This is a genomic window from Candidatus Avelusimicrobium sp. (assembly GCF_051874775.1).
Taxonomy (GTDB): domain Bacteria; phylum Elusimicrobiota; class Elusimicrobia; order Elusimicrobiales; family Elusimicrobiaceae; genus Avelusimicrobium.
The window spans coordinates 42,511-61,239 of the sequence record NZ_JBJEGE010000027.1 but is presented as its reverse complement, the minus strand read 5'-3'; the positions used below and the strand labels follow the sequence as shown (position 1 = coordinate 61,239).

Sequence of the window (18,729 nt, the reverse complement as noted above, 5' to 3'; positions counted from 1 at the left end):
ATACAATATGGTTCTATTATATAGGGTCATTCTGAAATGTTTCTGTTCAGAATCTCCCTTTGTTAAAAATAAAGTAGATCCCGTGCAGCAACATCACGGGATGACTGATTATATACAAACAAAAAACGTCATCCCCGAGCGTTGGCGGCCCGCAGTGTCTCAGAAGCTACCGATTTTTGTCGTCATCCTGAACTGACGCTTTTTCCTCTTGGCGTCACCCCGTAAGGTTGTAATACGGGGTCTAGTTATAGGGTTTCAGGATCCAGTTTTCTTAATATCTACCGATCCCCTTGCCGTCATTCCCGCAGGGTGCGGCGCGCGTTGTTCGGGAATCTAAGGACATTCCCCTTCCTCTTTTTAAAATGCTAAAATATACATAATGCCCGGGCCTAAGGCAGGAGGTATCAAAATCCGCCGCTTGGCCGGTTTGTAAGATTTTGGTATAATATTTATATAATTTGTTTTTGAACAAGTTAGATTCTTTTTAGGCAAGAGTTAAACAAAATGGTAGCCAAAAAAAATCTGTGCGTACTCATTCTGGCGGCCGGCAAAGGCACGCGGATGAAATCCCCTCTTCCCAAACCGCTTCATACTGTTTGCGGAATCCCGATAATTGCCCATATTCTAAAAGCGGCGCAGGCGCTTGGCCCTGCGGCGATAGGCATTGTCGTCGGCCACGGCGCGGACGAAGTAATTAATACCGTAAAAAATAATTTAGCTGCGTGGGGCGTTAGTGCGCCCGTTGTGTTTGCGCACCAAACCGATTTATCCGGCTCCGCTTCGGCGGTTAAAGCTGCGCTTCCTTTAATTGAAAAATTTGAAACCGTAATGGTGCTTAACGGCGATACACCGCTGTTGCGTGTTCAAACGCTGGAACAGATGTTTGACGTTTATGAAGCCAATGGCTGCGGCGCGTTAGTGCTGGGGGTAACGGTTCCTAATCCGGCAGGATATGGGCGTATCGTGCGCGCCGTAGACGGACATTTTGAAAACATTACTGAGGACGCCGATGCGGATGAAGAAACGAAAAAAATCGCTGAAATCAACAGCGGGATGTATGTTTTTAATTCCAAACTGCTGCAAAACGCGCTTACTCAGCTTACGCCGCAAGGCCCTAAGCACGAATTTTATTTGACCGATACGCTTGCGCTCATCAAGCAGATGAATGCGTCCGTTCTTGTATTCGGTAGCGACGATTACGAGCAGGCCTTAGGTATAAATAGCAAAGCACAGCTGGCCGAAGCGGAACAAATTTTGCGCGACCGCGTCGCTAAACGGTTAATGGACGAAGGCGTGACGCTTGTGCGTCCAAAAGAGGTTTTTATTGATTCCGAGGTGAAAATCGGCGTGGATACGTGGATTTGCCCGGGTTGCTATATCAGCGGCAAAACAGTCATTGGCAAGAACTGCTATATTGAAGGCAACTGCTATATCAAAGATTCCGTCATTGGCGATAACGTAACTTTAAAAATGGGGACGTATATCGAAGAGTCGGAGGTGGAAGCAAACTGTCAGCTGGGACCGTATGCACACTTACGTCCGAAATCAGTGCTGAAACAAGGCGCGAAAGTAGGCAATTTTTCCGAAATAAAAAAATCCGTCATTGGGGAAGGTTCCAAAGTCAACCACTTGAGCTACATCGGGGATACCATTATGGGGGCCGGCGTGAACGTGGGGGCGGGGGCTATTACCTGCAATTATGACGGTAAAAACAAACACCAAACCGTATTGGAAGATCACGTGTTTGTAGGGTCTAACGTCAATTTTGTGGCGCCGGTAACGGTGCACGAATATGCAAAAATCGGCGCGGGGTCAACAATTACCAAAGAGGTTCCGGCGGAAGCTCTGGCAATTGCCCGTACGCGTCAGGTTGTTTTGGAAAAGAAAGGTGTGAAAAAAAATGACTAAAAGCGTAAACGGTGATTTAAGAATTTTCTCCGGCAATGCCAATATTGCTCTGTCGCAGAAAATTTGCGAACACTTGAATATGGACTTGGGCAAACTGCGTGTGGAACGGTTTGCCGACGGAGAAATTGACGTGCAAATCCTGGAAAGCGTACGCGCACACGATTGTTATATCATCCAGCCCACCTGCCCTCCTGTCAACGAAAATTTGATGGAACTTTTAATTATGATTGACGCGTTTAAACGCGCCAGTGCGGGCAGAATCACGGCCGTGATGCCGTATTTTGGCTACGCCCGTGCGGACCGCAAAGCGTCCCCGCGTGTGCCGATTACCGCCAAACTTGCCAGCAACCTGATTACCGAAGCGGGCGCGGACCGTATTATGACAGTAGACCTGCACGCCGGCCAGATACAGGGGTTTTTTGATATTCCCGTAGACCATTTGCGCGCGCGCAAAGTGTTCTTGGATTATTTTAAAGATTTTGACCGCAACGATCTTGTGGTTATTTCGCCGGACGTTGGAGGCGTGGAACGCGCCCGCAAATTCGCCGCGCGTATGGACGCAGGGCTTGTTATTATTGATAAACGCCGCCCCAAAGCCAACGAAGCCGTGGTGTACAACGTCATCGGCGACGTGAAAGATAAAGTAGCGATTATTTTTGACGACATCGTAGACACGGCCGGTACGCTTACCACCGTGGCGCAAAAGATTAAAGAACGCGGCGCGCGCGAAATTTACGCGGCGTGTACGCACGGTCTTTTGTCGCGTAACGCAATGGATAAAATCAACAAGTCCGATATCAAAAAGTTAATCATTTCTGATTCGCTTCCGATTCGCGACTTGGGGCCGAAAGTGGACGTGCTGTCTGTTTCGTATTTGCTGGCGGACGCTATTAAGCGAAACCATGACGGACGGTCCATCAGCGATATGTTTAATTAAAATAAATTTTTTAACGAAAAATACTTGGAGGATACAATGGAAAAAGTTAGCATCTCTGCCGTTACCCGCGAAGGGATCGGCGTGAAAGGAGCTCTCTCCCAAATCAGAGCGGAGAAGAAAGTTCCGGCCGTGGTGTACGGCGGCCATAAAGAACCCGTCAGCGTTACCGTGAGCGTAAAAGATTTGGAAAAAATCGTCAAAGCCGGTAAAAACACCATCGTGGAAATCGCTTTGAACGGCGAAAAAGAACTCGCGCTTGTCAAAGAAATCCAATACCACGCCGTGACCGACAATCCAATCCATGCCGACTTTCAGCGCGTAAGCATGAAAGATAAAATGGACGTCGTCGTTCCGCTTAAACTTGAAGGTACCCCCGCCGACGTTACCGCATACGGCGCTATCGTGGAACACATCTTGCGCGAACTCGAAGTGCGCGCGTTGGTCAGCGCCATTCCGCACGAAATCGTGTTGGATATCACTCCGATGACGATTAACAAAGGTATCTTGGCCGGAGAAGTAAAACTGCCCGAAGGCGTGGAACTCGTAACCGACAAAGAAGCCCCCGTCGTGCACTTGATGGTTCCGAAAGAGGAAGAAGAAGCTCCTGCCGCGCCTGCCGCCGATGCCGCCGCGCAGCCGGAAAGCTCTTCCACCAAAGGCAAAAAAGACGAAGAAGGCAATTTGGCCAAAAAATAACTTATGCAATATCTCTTGGCAGGGCTGGGCAACCCGGGAACCCAATATGCGCGTACGCGGCACAATGCCGGATTTATGGTGTTGGACGTAGCCGCGCGCAAGTGGGGAGCATCTTGGAACGCCTGGCAGAGGCTGGGAGAATATGCCAAGGTTACTTTGGGCGGGCACGAAGTTTTCCTGCTCAAGCCGTCTACTTATATGAACGAATCGGGCCGGGCTGTATCCAGCTTGGCCCGATTCTATAAAATTGCGCCGCAAAACTGTTTGATTTGTTTTGACGAGGTGGCTTTGGAGATTGGCAAACTGCGTATTCGCAAAAACGGATCCGCCGGCGGCCAAAAAGGAATGAAGAGCGTGATTGAACAGCTGGGCACGCAGGATATTCCGCGCCTGCGTGTGGGGGTCGGCCCAAAACCCGATAAATTTGATTTGGCCGATTTTGTATTGTCCAATTTCCCCAAATCCCAGGAAAGTGCTTTAGAGGACGCGCTGTCCCGCGCGGTGGAAGCAGTGGAGACCTTTTTTTCCGACGGGCTTGAAAAAGCGATGAACCGATTTAATTAACTATTTTTATGCTATTAACCCCTAGAAACTCCGGCCTAAAACCGGAGTTTTTTGTATGTTGCGGCCTTTTGCGGGCTGTTTGCAGACTGCGCTCTGCGGCGCCTTGACCCGTTTTTTTTTTTTGATAAACTGGGGATATGAACGGAATTTATCAAAAATTATTCTCCGGCAAGAAAAATCCCGGATTTACGTTAATAGAGCTGTTAGTGGTTGTTTTAATTATCGGTATTTTATCAGCAGTGGCTCTGCCGCAGTATCAAGCGGCGGTGGAAAAAGCTCGGGTGGCGCGGATGTTGCCTCTTTTTAAAAATATTCAACTCGCGCGGGAAGCTTACAAACTGGCTAATGGGATGAATACTGCGGATTTGGATTTGTTGGACATAGAAGTAAATTATAAGTCAAAAACTGAATCTTCACAGAGTATACGCTATAATGTGGATGGCGGGAGCTTTTCGTTATGGGTTACTTCCAATCTCATTACTTTTAATGCCGGAAGAGGATATACTGTCGATTATTATGGGCCCTTGTCCAACCTGGGATACAGCGGGCTTTGCTATCCCCATAAATCCGGCGGGGTGGCAGAACGCGTTTGCCAATCTATGGGAAAAAAACGCGACGCACTAAGTTCTAACAATACTAACGTCTATGTTTTTTATTATTAAAGGTCGTGCATACGGATATAAATATAAAAAGCCCCGGAAAAATCTGGGGCTTTTTTATCTTCGCAGATTAGTGTAATTCCGGATACAGCGGGAATTTTTCCAAAAATGCTTTTACGCGTCCGGCTTCCTCTTGCAGGAATGTTTCGTCTGTATGGTGCAAAATTGCCTCGTCGATAAACGCGGCCACCTGTGCCATATCTGCTTCTTTCATTCCGCGCGTGGTAACGGCGGGTGTACCAAGGCGAAGCCCGCTCGTTACAAACGGTTTTTCCGGATCGAACGGAATGGTATTTTTGTTGGCGGTAATGCCCGCTTTGTCGAGTGCGGCTTCGGCCGCTTTGCCCGTCAGCCCCTTGGAACGCAAATCAATGCACATTACGTGGCTGTCTGTTCCTCCGGCCACCAACCGATATCCGCGCGCTGTAAGCTGTTTGGCGAGTTCGGCAGCGTTTATTTTTACTTGGTGCTGGTACGTTTTAAACTCGGGTTTTAATGCTTCGCCGAAGCAAACGGCTTTGGCGGCGATGATGTGCATCAGCGGTCCGCCCTGCACTCCGGGGAATACGGCGGAATTAATTTGCTTGGCCAGCGCTTCTTTGCACAGAATAAGTCCTCCGCGCGGACCGCGCAGGGTTTTGTGCGTGGTAGTGGTAACTACGTCGGCATACGGCACGGGGTTCGGGTATTCTCCCGCGGCGATAAGTCCCGCATAGTGTGCCACATCACACGCCAAATACGCGCCGCACGAATCGGCGATTTCTCTTAAGCGCTGCCAGTCAAATACGCGCGAATAGTTGGACGCGCCTGCCATAATCAATTTGGGTTTATGCTCAAGGGCCAGTCTGGCGGCTTCATCATAATCAATTTGTTCTGTATCCCGGCGGACGTTCATCGCAATTATATTGTAGAGTTTACCCGAAAAATTCATCGGGTGTCCGTGGGTCAGGTGCCCTCCGTGCGATAGGTTGAGTCCCAACACAGTGTCTCCGGCCTGCAAGAGTGCAAAATAAACAGCCATATTAGCCTGCGCGCCAGAGTGCGGCTGTACGTTGGCGTGTTCAGCACCGAAGATTTTTTTGGCGCGTTCAATGGCTACGCTTTCCACCATATCTACATATTCGCAGCCACCGTAATAACGTTTGTTAGGATAGCCTTCGGCGTATTTATTGGTCAGCACGGAACCTTGTGCCTGCATAACTGCCATAGAGGTAAAATTTTCGGAAGCAATAAGCTCCAGTTTTTCACGTTGGCGGGTAAGTTCTTGGGCTACTGCGTGAAAGATTTCGGGATCAGTTTTTTTCAAATCGGGATACATACTAAAACCCTCCTTGGTCGGACAGTTTGATTTTTTGTTTATTTTTGCGCGGAAATTTTACATATTTTTCTAGGAAATCCGCGTGTTATTTAATATAATTTACTAAATAGAAGTAAATAAATCCAGCAGAGGTGTAAAAGAAATGGCAAAACTTACCAAAAAAGACTTTCTCAAAGACACCATCAAACACATTGATTTGAAAAAATACAATGTGGTCCCCTTGGTGGACGCCTTTGGGAGTATGGCTTACGCTTCCCGCGAAGTAGCCAGAGCGAGCAAAATCTATAATATGATGCTTTCCGATAAGAAATGCTCCGTCATTTTGTGCATCGCGGGGTCGTTGGTTTCCGCCGGTATGAAAAAAGTAGTGGTGGATATGATCCAAAACAATATGGTCGACGCGATTGTTTCCAACGGCGCCAACATTGTGGACCAAGATTTCTTTGAAGCCCTTGGTTACAAACACTATATCGGTACCCCTTACAATCAGGATGACAACCTCCTGCGCGATCTGCACATAGACCGTATTTACGATACCTATATTGATGAAGACCAATTGAAAGAATGCGACGAAACTATCCATAAAATTTGTAACTACCTCGAACCCCGCCCTTACTCTTCTCGCGAATTTATTTGGGAAATGGGCAAATGGCTGGAGAAAAAAGGCAAAGGTAAAGATTCTATTGTCTACAATGCGTACAAATACGGCGTGCCCGTGTTCGTGCCTGCTTTTTCGGACTGCTCCGCCGGTTTTGGCTTTGTCGCCCACCAGACGGAACACCCCGAAGCCCACGTGTCTATTGACAGTGCCAAAGACTTTTTGGAATTAACAAAAATCAAAATCAAAGCCAAAGAGACCGGTCTAATGATGTGGTCCGGCGGCGTACCGAAAAATTTTGCGCAGGACACCGTAGTGGCTGCCGAAATTTTGGGAATGGATGCTCCAATGCACAAATATGCCGTGCAAATTACCGTAGCAGACGTGCGCGACGGTGCGCTCTCCGGTTCTACTTTAAAAGAAGCCTCTTCTTGGGGTAAAGTTTCCACCGCTTTGGAACAGATGGTGTACGGCGAATGTACGACGTTAATTCCATTCATCATCGGCTACGGCTACCATAAAGGCGCATGGAAGAAACGCAAAGCGTCCAACTACATTAAATTCTTACAAGACGAGGACGCCAAAATCGCCGCGCTAAAAGCCAAAAAAGCGAAAAAATAATGCGGCTAAAAAACGCGTTAATAAGTTTAGTCCTGCTGATCTGCCCGTGTGCGTTATGCTACGGGCAGCTCAGTTTTTCGGGGGTAAATGGAGAACGCGGTTATTCGGCGGTGCGCGGGTATTTTCTGGCGGATTTGGACAACGGCTTTGTGTTTGTCCCCCATTATGAATACTATCGCCAAACCGATAAAGAATACGATGAATCCGGCTCTATTTCCCGCTATAAACTGGAGGGTTCTTACGAATTGAACGACGACTGGCAGCTGACGGCTTCCGCTTTTTGGCAACCTACTGCGGCGGGGTACCGCGCGGTGGGATATTCTGCCGGCGCGCAATGGAAACCGTTTTACCGATGGGGGATTTTAAAAAATCCGCTGTTTGGGGTAGCTTTCGGACAGAACCGCTATAAAACGTATGTAGATAAGTTGGGCAACGATTTGTATTCTTCGTTTCACCAAGTGGAAACTTTTGCATTCGTGCAGGCAGAGACGGAACTGGCCGCTTGGGACTTGAAAGCCGCGTGGCAGAAAGTGATACAATATAAGAACAGCTCTTTCCCTGCGGATGTGACATTCGGTTGGGCGGATATTCCGTTTATGACGGCGGTTATCCAAGGATTTATTAAAGACGCAGCTGCGGTGCGTGTCAGTTACCGGACTAGTTTTATCACGCCGTACGTATCCGTCGGGCGGTACAATTACGCTGAACGCAGCGCAACGGCGTTGTCCGTCAGCGCGGGGATGCGGGTAAATTGGGGCCGCACTTCTCTTTCCGGTGGGGTGGAAGTGTTCGAACCGCGCCGCGAAGCAAACCGCAAAACCTATTTTTCTATGTCCGCCGAAGTGGATTTTTAGTACGGAGGCTTGTTGTGCGCCAAATTGATTTACACTGTAATATAGACGAAAATCTTTTTTCGATTACCGTTTTTTTAACCCGTTTATTAAGCGGGCTGACGCTCATTTATGTGGCGGCGGGGTGTCTGCTTTTTTATCGGGAATTTTTATACAACGCCACCGCACTCGGGCTTCCGCTGCCCGTCCCGTTGGGCCTCGGGGTATTGGTGGTGGAGTTGTTTTTGGCGCTTCTTCTTATTTTAGGTTGGTTCACGCGCGCAGCCGCCGCCGCAAGTGTGATATGCACCGTGGGTGCGGGGGGAATTTTCTTTGCGGCGGATGTGAATAAAATTTACGTTGCGCTTATTTTGCTGTTGATTACATCTCTTCTTCCGGCGGTAATGCTTGGCCCGGGGAAAATCAGTTTGGATTATAAACACGCGGTGCGCCGCGCGCAGAAAACATTCAGAGGTTAACTTATGGAAAATACAGAAGCGACTACGCAGTACGTCAGTTTGGCCAATAAATACCGTCCGCAGAAATTTGAGGATATGGTTGGGCAGGAAAGCATTTCTAAAACGCTTCGCAACGCGCTGACCTCGGGCCGTATCGCGCACGCGTATTTATTTTACGGTCCGCGCGGCTGCGGGAAAACCACCACGGCGCGTATTTTGGCTAAAGCGTTAAACTGTACCGGCGCCGGAACGGATAAACCGACTGCCGAACCGTGCGGCAAGTGCCCGCAGTGTGTGGAAATTGCGCAAAGCGCGGATTTGGACGTGTTGGAACTAGACGCCGCCAGTAATACGCAGGTGGAAAAAGTACGAGAGGCGATTATTGATACCGTTGCGCTGGCCTCTACGCGCGACCGTTTTAAAGTGTTTATCCTGGACGAAGTACACATGCTTTCCACCAGCTCGTTCAACGCGCTTTTAAAAACGATTGAGGAACCGCCCGCCCATGTGGTATTTATCTTGGCGACTACGGAAAAACATAAAGTGCCCGCCACCATCGTCAGTCGCTGCCAGACGTTCCGCTTCCGCCCGATTACGACGGAAGAAATTACCACCCACCTGTTGGACCTCGCCGGCGCGGAAAATATCGATTTAACGCCCGCCGCGGCGAAAATCATCGCCAAAAACGCGGGCGGCGCCATGCGCGACGCCCTGACACTGATGGACCGCGCCATTGCGTATTCCGGCAACAAAATTGACGAAAAACTCGTGGGCGAAATGCTGGGGCTTACGCCGGACGAACTGATTGGGAACGCCGTGCGCGCGCTTGTGCAAAAAGACAATGCGGCCCTCCACCAAGTGTTTGATACGCTTAAAGTCGAAGGGTTTGACGCAAATTCGTTTTTGAAAGATTTAAAAAACGCGCTGGGCGATTTGTTTTATTTTGCCCTCGGTCAGGGGGAGGAACCTTTTGACGGCGCCAAACAAGTGATTGAAGGCGTGAGCGCGGGATTTTTGGCGCAGCTGTCGCGCAAGACGAATAAAATTATCGAAGAAGTAAAATTTTCCGACAACGCGCTCATCAGCGCGGAAGTGGGTATGTTTACGGTAATGGACAGCTGCTTGGATATCGAAGGTTTTGTGCGCCGCTTGGAAGCGTTGGAACGCGGCGGCGGAGCCGTTTCGTCCGGTCCGTCCGTGCCGCCCGCGCGTCAAACGCCGCCGGTCCAAAAGCCCGTTATGCGTTCCGCGGCCGCTTCCGTTCTCAAGGCCGCCGCACCGGAACCGTCGCCCAAACCCGCTTTTGCTCCGGCTCCGGCGGTTGAAAAAATGACGTCCGCCGCGCCGCAGAACGACGTTCCCACCCTGAACGCTGCCATTTCCAACCGCCAGATTTGGGATAAAATGCTGAAGCATTTTGAAAAAAGCCCGTTTGTGTACGACGTGATGACGAACTGCTCCGTGACGTTTGGGGAAAGTGAATGGACGCTTGGTTTTTCTACCGGAAAAGAATTTTATCAAATTCCCGCGCAAAATAAGCTGGCGGATTTGGAAAACGCCGCCAAACAGATTTCCGGCCGTGTAATTAAATTTAAACTGGGTACGGCTCCGGCGGAAACTGTTGCTTCGCCCGCGGCCAGATGCACGCCCGTGCGCGCAACTAAACCGGCTGCTACAAAAACGGACGTTGCGGATAATATTATTTTAGACGAAGAACCCTTTGTAAACGGTAATTTTGCGGCGGATATTGAGCCTTCTTCTTACACGGTGGCGCAGGATACGCCGGAAGAATTAAAGGAAATTTTGGAAGTCATTCCCGGGGAGCTACTCGCTTAGTTTATGAAAAGTTTAGACCGTTTAGTCCGCGCGCTTCGCCGTCTCCCGGGGGTAGGCCCCCGTCAGGCGGAGCGTTTTGCCGCGTATTTTTTGCGTGCATCTCAGGGCGAAACGGAAGAATTTGTTAACGCGCTTTTGCAGGTAAAGCAGGATGTTAAACTCTGCTCGGTTTGTTTTTCTTATAGTGAGGATGACCTTTGCTCCGTCTGCCGCGACCAAGACCGCGACCATAGTCTTATCTGTGTAGTGGAAGATCCGCAGGATATCGAAGCTATCGAAAAAACAGGCGCGTACAAGGGATTATATCACGTGCTTCACGGTGCCATTTCCCCAATGGACGGGCGCGGAGCAGAACAGGTAAAAGTGCGCGAACTACTAGAGCGCGTACAACATTCCCAGCCGCCGGTAAAAGAAGTTATCATCGCCACCGATCCGGACAGCGAAGGTGAAACGACCGCGTTGTATTTGGCGGATTTGTTGCGCGGACTAGTTGGGCAGGTAACGCGTATCGGCTACGGCGTACCGCTGGGGGGAGACATCGATTATATCGATGAAATGACGCTGGGATATTCGTTAAAAGGCCGTACCAAACTCTAATGCATCCGGATGTCTACAAAAGGCCGCTGTTGTGGGTACTTGCGGCGTATATTTTAGCCCTCGTTTTCTATTACAGTCCCGCTCCTTCCAAGCGGGACGTTTTCCATTTTCTTTCCCAAAAACAAGTAACGCTTACCGGCCGTGTAGACGGGTTTGCCGTTTCCAAGAAAGACGTCCAAAACGCGGCGGTAAAAGTGTTGTCCGTAAACGGTTTTCCCGCAGACGGAACGGTGTATGCGCGGTTTAAAAATTTCGAGCCGGAGTGGAAGGACACTGTGTTGGTTACGGGAAAATTGCAAAAACCGTACGGTATTAATTTGCTCGGCAATTTTGATTGGCGGGATTATCTGGCGCTTAAAAATATTTTTACGGAAATAAAAGCGTCGGACGCCGCCGTTATAAAACCCGCACCGTTTTTTATCCGTTGGATACGCCGTGCTCGCACGGCCGTTTTGCGCTCGTTTGACGATTCTTTCCCGCCGGAACTGGCGGGGATTGCCGGCGGCGTTACGCTGGGGGAACGCGGCGAGTTCCCGCAGGATTTGTATGGCGCGTTTCAGGACAGCGGCGCCATTCACTTGTTAGTGGCTTCCGGCGGGAACGTGGGTTTTGTAACGCTGATTGTACTGTTTATTTGTTCCTTTGCGGGGCTCGGACGGCGGAAGATGATGTTTGCCGCGCTGGCGGCCGCGGGCGTATACACGTTGGTAGCGGGAGCGGACGCGCCTTTGGTACGCGCGTATTTTATGACGATCTGCGCCTGCTTGGGGTATTTGCTCGGGCGCAACAGCGGCATTTTCCAAGGATTGCTGGTTTCGTGTTTTGCCATTTTGATTTTTCAGCCGGCGGCGGTATTTGAAACCGGTTTTCAAATGTCCTTCCTTGCCACCCTGGCGATTATTGTTTGCCTGAACAATTATTCTCCGCCCGCCACATGGCCTAAATGGCTCACCTTTTTCGTGCAGATTTTTTTGGCGACGCTTTCCACTCAGCTCGTGCTGCTGCCGGTATTTACCAATGTATTTTATAAAGTGTCGGTGACGGGTCTTGCGTCCAATATGGTTTTGGTGCCGCTCGCGTCATGCGTGATGGGCCTCGGGTTTGCGTATTCGGCGCTTTATGCCCTGCATGCGGGCGGTGTATTATACTGGCCGCTTTACGGCGCGCTGTGGTTGTTTAAAACCTTGGTGGAATTTTTCGCCTCGTTTAAAATGTCCGCACTGCCGTCGTCTTCCTGGGGAGCGGGCACAGTGGCAGCGTATTACGCAGGGCTCTTTTTGCTTTTCAATTTGCCGCTTAAAAATTTTGCGCGTAAAATTGCTCCGGCGTGTTTCGCGTTTATGGCGCTTGCGCTGGCCGTACAGTATATCGCCCGGCCGGAGGCGGAGGTATATTTGCTGAACGAATGGAACCGTTCTTCCGCCGTGGTGCGGTTGCGCGGAGGGGAAACGTTTGTGCTGGGGGACGGTATTAAAGAAGAGAAAATGCTTCCCGCGTTATATAAAACGGGTGTTCGCCGCGCAGATGTGTTTTTGCCGTTTTCGGCGGAGGCTAACTATGCGTGGGAACGCTTGGCCGATAACACCGTTTTACCGTTTAAAGACGTTTGGCCCGGTGAATTTATTTTCGCTGTTCCTGTGCGCGTGCGTATGGTGTGGGGCCTGCACGAAACCAAAGACGGCCGTCTGTGGGAAAATAAGGGTTACTCAGGTACGAAGAAAGACGACGTCTCTTACTGTTTTGAAACGTCCGGCGGCGAATGGTGTATCGGCGCGCAGGCGCGGTTTTTACGTAAGGCGGACGGATCCGTCGTGCACGGGCGGCTAAACGATACGGTGAAAATCAAATTATAACTGTACGGGGATTTTTCCGTGCGCCTGTTGCTCACCCAAAAGAATTTGCACCGCACACATTTGCGCTTCCCGCGCGGGGCTGAACAGAAAGAGTTTGGCTGTTAAGGCGGAAATTTTTTCCGCACCGAACGGACTTCCAAAGCTGATAAAAACCGATGGTTTATATTGTTTGGCCGCAGTTTCCAAAACGGTTTGTTCTTCGGGCGACAAATTAATATGTCCTTTAAACGCCTTGTAGTTGGAGAACGAAACGGCCAGCAGCACGTCTGCTTTTTCTCCCGCTTTTACCAGGCGTATGCCTGCGGTTTTCAGCGTGTTTAAAAAATCTTGTGCGGCAAAACTTTCGTTATTTCCAAGTTCCAAATAAGCGGCGGTCCGGCCGCGTTCCAACCGTACATTTTCGCCCGTCCAAACGGCACAATCCGGCGCGTAGCGCGCGTTGAACGCTTGGGGGGATAATCCTTCTTTTGGCGCAGGCGTGAGTTTTTGCACCAGCGCGTCCTGCAATTTTTCAGACGCGGCGATGATTTCGTCCGACGGCAGATTTTTTTCTAAAAAGTCGGACAGCGCAACGGAATCCTCCGCCGCCAATAAAATATGCGCGCCTGCCTGTAAGGCTTTTAAAGAAGCCTGTTTTTCATCGCCGATGGCCTTCATACACAGCGCGTCCGTAAATACAAGACCGCCAAAATTCATTTTTTCTTTGAGAATCCCGGTGATAATATTGTGCGAAAGCGATGCGGGGTTTTGCTCGTCCAAAGATGGAATTAATAAATGCCCAATCATCACGCTGTCCGCCGCCGGCAGTGCGTGCGCAAATGGGACGAGTTCGTTTTCTTGCAAATCTTTCAGCGTGCGGTGCAAAACGGGCAGCCCTAAATGGGAATCCTGAGCGGTGCGCCCGTGGCCGGGGAAATGTTTAATACTGTTCAGAACGCCGCCGTCCGAAAGCCCCTTGCATAAGGCCGCGCCCAAACGGGCAACAAGATGCGGGTCCGCTCCGAACGAGCGGGTGTTTACGATGGGGTTTTTCGGTTCGTCGCATAAGTCCAATACGGGTGCGAATACCCAGTCTACACCGACTGACCGCGCTTCGCGCGCCAGAGTCAGTCCCTTTTGGTAAGCGATTTCCGCACTTGCGCTTGCGCCGACGGCCAAATTGGACAAAACCCACGGTTCGCCGCCAATCCAGCGGCCCAGTCCGTCCTCATAATCGGCGCAGATAAATAAATGGGACAGCGGGGAGTTTTCGCGCAGGTCGCGCACTAGTTCTTTTACCGCTTCGCGCGTACCGCCGTAAATGCAAAAACCGCCAACCCCGCGCCGCGCCAGTTTAAGCGCGTCTTGTTTGTCCGTTTTACCAAACCAAAAACCGGCATAAATCAGGCGATTTACGTTCATAAAGTTATTTTTCCTAAGACGGCATTCTTCCGCGCGCCCGTTGCGTGCGAGCAGTGGTTGGTTTTGCGTTTGAGTGCCAGCCAGCCAAACAGCGCAAACGCCGCAGCTTCTTTAGCCTGCGGGTCAATCCCGTAGGCAAGCGTAGTAGTCAATTTTAGGTGCGGCAGGAGTTCATTTAAGAATTTTAACAGCGTTTGGTTGGAACATCCTCCACCGGAAACAACCAGTTCTTTCCGCAGTCTTTTGGGTACAAAATCTATTATCGCTTTCGCCACGGCCGCCGCCGTAAAATAAGTTAGGGTGGACAGTAAATCCGGCACGTTTTGGCAGTTCGGAAATCCAAAATACTTTTCTAGATATGCTTGTCCAAATGCGTTTTTATCCAAACTTTTGGGCGGTTTTTGCGTGAAAAATTTTTGCTTGAGCAATTTTTCTACCAGCATTTTGTCCGGCGTGCCTTTGGCAGCCGTCTGTCCGTTTTTATCAAACGGTTTGTGTAAAAGCTGTTGGCAGGCTAAATCTATGAGCGTGTTGCCGGGGCCAATGTCAAACCCAAAAGTTTTTATATCTTTACCTACGATGGAAACATTGGATATTCCGCCAATGTTAAGCAAAATTTTGGGGGAACCTTTACCCCAAATATATTCATCGAAAAAAGGAATCAGCGGGGCTCCTTCTCCGCCAAGAGCAATGTCCTTGGCGCGGAAATCGCTTACTGCCGGTGCACCTATTTCAGTTGCCAAAAAAGATGCATCGCCGATTTGCAGCGTGTTGGGGTTTTTATCGTGCGGCCCGTGGTAGACGGTTTGCCCGTGCGAGCCGGTGACAAGGATATCTTCGGCGCGCAAATTAAAATCTTTTAAAAATTTCCGTACGGTTTTGGCGTACAGCGAGCCCAGTTCAAAATGCAGGCGGCTGAGTTCAGGAACGGTCAGTTTTCCCGCATTTAACAGTCGGTGTTGAAGAGCGGCGGGATAAGGATAATTTTTGAAATGTAAAATTTTAAACGGCGCGGGACGCACGGCGCAGACGGTCAGTCCGTCCGCGCTGGTTCCGCTCATAAGGCCGAGTGCAATTTTAGTCATCAATCACCTTGGTTAAAAAACCGTTTTGTTTTTTTAGGAGTTTTTCCGCCTGCGTTTTATCCGCATTTTTTTTGTGCATTACGACGGCCGTTTTAACGCTTCGGCCCGAAGAAGCCAATAATTTTTTGGCGGTTTTTTCGTCCGTTCCCGCCACCTGGCAGATAAGCCGCACGGCCCGTGCGACGAGCTTTTCGTTGGTGGGGCGCACGTCAATCATCAGGTTGCCGTAGGTTTTGCCGCACAGCGTCATCGCTCCCGTAGTAATAGCATTTAAGGCCATTTTTGTAGCTGTTCCCGCTTTCATTCGCGTGGATCCGCTGAGCGCTTCCGGTCCCGTGGCTAAGCAGATATGCACTTCGGTGTGGGCGATATCCGCCCCCGCATTACAGGAAATTAGTGCGGTGCGCGCGCCTATTTGTTGGGCCGCTTTCAGCCCGCCCATTACGTACGGGGTGCGGCCGCTGGCAGTCAGCCCGATGACAAGATCCCCGCGTTTGGCGGTTTTCAAAATTTCAGCTGCACCTTGTTTATCGTCATCTTCCGCCCCCTCCTTGGCGCGGAACACTGCTTGTTTCCCGCCGGCAATCAGCCCGATGATCTGTGACGGTTTCGTTCCAAATGTGGGAACACATTCCGCCGCTTCCAAAATGCCGAGCCGCCCGCTGGTGCCCGCTCCCATAAAAATAATTTTTTTCTTGTCAGCGTATGCTTGCGCGGCCAATACGATGACAGCCGCAATTTCTTTGTTCGCTTTTTGTACGGCTCTGGCAGCGTTAAAATCTTCATCATTAAACGCACGGGCCAAGCGTTTCGGCGTCATTTTATCAAGCCCTTGGGTGCGCGGGTTTATTTGTTCAGTAGGCAGCGCGTTTGTGTTCATTTAGTCTCCGTCTGAAAGACTTATTTTGTGTTGTTTAAATGCCTGTTCGGTTTTTTCAATGGATTGAATTTTTCCTGTCAGCGGGATAGCGGCCAGCGTGAATAAACTAATAACAGAAGCCAGTAAAAAGAAATTTTCGTATCCTAATTCCGCTTGCAGCTTGCCCGATAGCATAGAGGGCGCCATCATCCCAAGTGCCATAATTCCTGTGGAAATGGCGTAGTGGGAGGTTTTGTATTTTCCTTGCGAAACGTACATAATAAATACGGAAAATGCCATCATCGCAAGTCCATTGCCCAGATGTTCAAGGGTAATCAGCAAGGCAGTAACGGTCAAACAGGGCTTGGCCCACGCCATATAAGCGTAGAAAAAATTGGGCAAAATCAAAATAACGGCAAACGGCCAGATACACTTTTTGAAACCCAATTTGCCGAGAAGCCATCCGCCGACCAAATTACCCGCGATAACTGCTCCCAGCCCGAGTGTGCCTTTAATCAGCCCGTAATACTGTAAAGATATTCCCATTGCCCCCGTATCCTGCGGTTTAAGCAAAAAGAGCGGTACGATTTTTTCTAGGAGCGCATCGCCTAAGCGGTACAATAAAATAAACAGTAAAATGTAGATGATGTTTTGCTGCGAAAAGTACGTTTGAAAGGATTCTTTCCAAGCATTTGCGCTGTTGGATGAAACGGGTTTGTCCTCTGCCGGAGCAGGTAAAATTTTGCTGTGCCACGCGGCGAATGCGGCGAACAAAAGACCGAGAAATACGAACAGCGCGGCCCAGTTGTACGGCCACGGCATTATATCAAGAGATAATTTTGGATTCGGGTTAGCAAGCGCCCCCGTGACGGAAATTAATGCGCCACTGCCCAAAATCATCGCCAGACGATAAAAAATAGTGCGGATACCAACGAAATAACCTTGTTCGCGCGGCGTAAGCGCAAGCAGGTAATATCCGTCGGTGGCGACATCCAATGTAGCGGACGCAAACGCGCCAAATAAAAAACCGAACAGCGATAAAGTAAAAAAAGTCATACTTCCCGCATTTTGTAAAAAAGCCGATACGGCCGCACACATCCCCACCAGTAAAAATACCGCCGCCAGAACGGTTTGTCCCGCCAAAAGCCAACGCCGTTTGGTGCTGCGGGCGTCTACGAGCGGACTCCAAAACATTTTTAAAATCCAAGGCAGATACAACCAGCCCGTCCAAAATGCGATTTTTTCGTTGGAGAAACCAAGATCCGCATACAACACCGCCGACACCGTATTGATAACAATGTACGGAAATCCTTCTGCTAAATATAAAGTGGGAATAAACGCCCACGGAGATAATTTTTTCATTTAAATGCGTATTTCCCAGCCAGTAAGTCAGCCAATGGTTTAGTGGTTTCGTTGCGTTCAAGCGCCATTTTAATAATAGCTGTTAACGGCACGGCCAAAAGCGCTCCCATAATTCCCCATACAATCGCCCAAAAAAGCAAGCTGGCGATGACGACAATCGGATCCAAGTCCATCCCTTTGCCAAGCCATTTCGTCTCCAGTACATTGCCAATGACAAAATGAATAGCGGTCAGCAAGATAAGCGTCAAGAGAATATGCCAATCAAACCCGTACTGCAGGAACAATACGGGCATAGGAAGTAAGGTGGAAATAAACGGCCCGATGTTAGGGATAAAGTTAAGCACAAACGTCAGCACCGCGAGCATAGAGGCCAGTTCCGTTTTGACGAAGATTAGTACAATCCACGTAAATCCGGCCGCCAGCAATGATACGAAAATTTTAACGATTAAGTAAAACGAAATCTGACGTTGGATATTGCCCACGAGAGAGGGCTTGTCTTCCGCCGCTTTGCCCATAAAAATGAAAATCAGAAAAAGTGTAATCAGCATTAAGTTGGTTAAAATGGACACAAGCGTGCCGCCTACACTTTTTACCACATTAAACACCGGCAGCTTGGAGACGTTTTCTGCTACAAACTCGGCGTTTACGTTGATCCCATATTTTTGCGCGCTGAAAAGGAACCAGTCGATGGTGTCGCTTACGCGTTCGGAGTAAATATCCGCTCCGGCGATAAAGCTTTCAATCGAACTGGAAATGAATAGTACCGATAGTGTAATAACCGCCAGAAACGCCGCAAATGTGATTACCAAACCCAATACGTAAGGCACTTTCCATATGTGTTTCATTGTTTCGGCCAGCGTGCTGGCCACCATAGAAATGAACAAAGCGATGACGAACGGCATCAGCATTACTTTAGTGTACACTAAGATGATAGTGGCGGCTGTGGCGGCCAAAATCATAAGACAGATGTTGTTGATGGGAGCTACGTTATCGTGCGTGTTTTTTGTGGGCATAAATCCTCTCTTGTATTTAGTATAGCATACCGGGCGAGGTATGTGAAAAATAAAAATCATACGGAGCAAATAGAGAGGTTTTTTATATTGCTTGGCTAACGGGATTTTTGCAGAAATGGAAGCTGCTTATAGTG

Annotated in this window: 17 protein-coding genes; 11 read left to right on the top strand and 6 right to left on the bottom strand. The window is 49.5% G+C overall.

Going from position 1 to position 18,729, the window contains the following annotated elements; all coding sequences use genetic code 11:
* The first annotated feature begins 504 nt into the window (after window positions 1–504).
* From glmU to ACI351_RS05445, 5 genes are all read left to right on the top strand, one after another.
* Window positions 505–1,908, top strand: a complete 1,404-nt coding sequence (gene glmU / locus ACI351_RS05465) for a bifunctional UDP-N-acetylglucosamine diphosphorylase/glucosamine-1-phosphate N-acetyltransferase GlmU (RefSeq protein WP_439734237.1) — start codon at window positions 505–507, stop codon at window positions 1,906–1,908.
* On the top strand, window positions 1,901–2,845 hold the full coding sequence (locus tag ACI351_RS05460) for a ribose-phosphate diphosphokinase (protein WP_439734236.1): 945 nt from the start codon (window positions 1,901–1,903) through the stop codon (window positions 2,843–2,845). The genes glmU and ACI351_RS05460 overlap by 8 nt, the downstream gene beginning before the upstream one ends.
* Window positions 2,846–2,881: 36 nt before the next feature.
* On the top strand, window positions 2,882–3,541 hold the full coding sequence (locus ACI351_RS05455; protein WP_439734235.1) for a 50S ribosomal protein L25: 660 nt from the start codon (window positions 2,882–2,884) through the stop codon (window positions 3,539–3,541).
* Between the two features lie 3 nt (window positions 3,542–3,544).
* Window positions 3,545–4,105 carry an aminoacyl-tRNA hydrolase gene (pth, locus tag ACI351_RS05450; protein WP_439734234.1) on the top strand — a complete coding sequence of 187 codons (561 nt, stop codon included), beginning with the start codon at window positions 3,545–3,547 and terminating at the stop codon, window positions 4,103–4,105.
* 137 nt (window positions 4,106–4,242) lie between these two features.
* Window positions 4,243–4,767, top strand: coding sequence for a type IV pilin protein (locus ACI351_RS05445; RefSeq protein ID WP_439734233.1), 525 nt, complete (start codon window positions 4,243–4,245; stop codon window positions 4,765–4,767).
* Between the two features lie 67 nt (window positions 4,768–4,834).
* On the opposite strand, the gene glyA is transcribed toward ACI351_RS05445, so the two are convergent.
* On the bottom strand, window positions 4,835–6,082 hold the full coding sequence (gene glyA / locus ACI351_RS05440) for a serine hydroxymethyltransferase (protein WP_439734232.1): 1,248 nt from the start codon (window positions 6,080–6,082) through the stop codon (window positions 4,835–4,837).
* Window positions 6,083–6,224: 142 nt separating this feature from the next.
* Between glyA and ACI351_RS05435 the strand changes: the two genes are divergently transcribed.
* The 6 genes from ACI351_RS05435 to ACI351_RS05410 are packed head-to-tail and all read left to right on the top strand — an operon-like array spanning window position 6,225 to window position 12,875.
* Window positions 6,225–7,301, top strand: coding sequence for a 1,9-bis(guanidino)-5-aza-nonane synthase (locus tag ACI351_RS05435; RefSeq protein WP_439734230.1), 1,077 nt, complete (start codon window positions 6,225–6,227; stop codon window positions 7,299–7,301).
* Window positions 7,301–8,155: a hypothetical protein gene (locus ACI351_RS05430; protein ID WP_439734229.1), complete on the top strand. Its 855-nt coding sequence runs from the start codon at window positions 7,301–7,303 to the stop codon at window positions 8,153–8,155. Before ACI351_RS05435 ends, ACI351_RS05430 begins: the two co-directional genes overlap by 1 nt.
* 14 nt (window positions 8,156–8,169) lie before the next feature.
* Entirely contained in the window at window positions 8,170–8,610 is a 441-nt protein-coding gene (locus ACI351_RS05425; RefSeq protein ID WP_439734228.1) for a DoxX family membrane protein, read from the top strand.
* Window positions 8,611–8,613: 3 nt separating this feature from the next.
* Window positions 8,614–10,425, top strand: coding sequence for a DNA polymerase III subunit gamma/tau (dnaX, locus tag ACI351_RS05420; protein WP_439734227.1), 1,812 nt, complete (start codon window positions 8,614–8,616; stop codon window positions 10,423–10,425).
* Between the two features lie 3 nt (window positions 10,426–10,428).
* Window positions 10,429–11,022 carry a recombination mediator RecR gene (recR, locus tag ACI351_RS05415; protein WP_439734226.1) on the top strand — a complete coding sequence of 198 codons (594 nt, stop codon included), beginning with the start codon at window positions 10,429–10,431 and terminating at the stop codon, window positions 11,020–11,022.
* Window positions 11,022–12,875, top strand: a complete 1,854-nt coding sequence (locus ACI351_RS05410) for a ComEC/Rec2 family competence protein (RefSeq protein WP_439734225.1) — start codon at window positions 11,022–11,024, stop codon at window positions 12,873–12,875. Before recR ends, ACI351_RS05410 begins: the two co-directional genes overlap by 1 nt.
* Here ACI351_RS05410 and ACI351_RS05405 read toward each other — a convergent pair.
* Genes ACI351_RS05405 through ACI351_RS05385 form a run of 5 tightly spaced genes read right to left on the bottom strand, consistent with a single transcriptional unit; the run spans window position 12,870 to window position 18,595 of the window.
* Complete coding sequence (locus ACI351_RS05405) at window positions 12,870–14,276, bottom strand: glycoside hydrolase family 3 N-terminal domain-containing protein (protein WP_439734224.1); 1,407 nt, start codon at window positions 14,274–14,276, stop codon at window positions 12,870–12,872. The two genes, ACI351_RS05410 and ACI351_RS05405, sit on opposite strands and share 6 nt — an antisense overlap.
* Window positions 14,273–15,361 carry an anhydro-N-acetylmuramic acid kinase gene (locus ACI351_RS05400; RefSeq protein ID WP_439734223.1) on the bottom strand — a complete coding sequence of 363 codons (1,089 nt, stop codon included), beginning with the start codon at window positions 15,359–15,361 and terminating at the stop codon, window positions 14,273–14,275. Before ACI351_RS05400 ends, ACI351_RS05405 begins: the two co-directional genes overlap by 4 nt.
* Window positions 15,354–16,241 (bottom strand): N-acetylmuramic acid 6-phosphate etherase, encoded by an 888-nt coding sequence (murQ, locus tag ACI351_RS05395; protein ID WP_439734222.1) that lies wholly within the window; start codon window positions 16,239–16,241, stop codon window positions 15,354–15,356. Before murQ ends, ACI351_RS05400 begins: the two co-directional genes overlap by 8 nt.
* A complete protein-coding gene (locus ACI351_RS05390) occupies window positions 16,242–17,582 on the bottom strand; it encodes an MFS transporter (RefSeq protein WP_439734221.1) in 1,341 nt (446 codons plus the stop codon).
* Window positions 17,579–18,595: an AI-2E family transporter gene (locus ACI351_RS05385; protein ID WP_439734220.1), complete on the bottom strand. Its 1,017-nt coding sequence runs from the start codon at window positions 18,593–18,595 to the stop codon at window positions 17,579–17,581. Before ACI351_RS05385 ends, ACI351_RS05390 begins: the two co-directional genes overlap by 4 nt.
* Window positions 18,596–18,729: the final 134 nt, after the last annotated feature.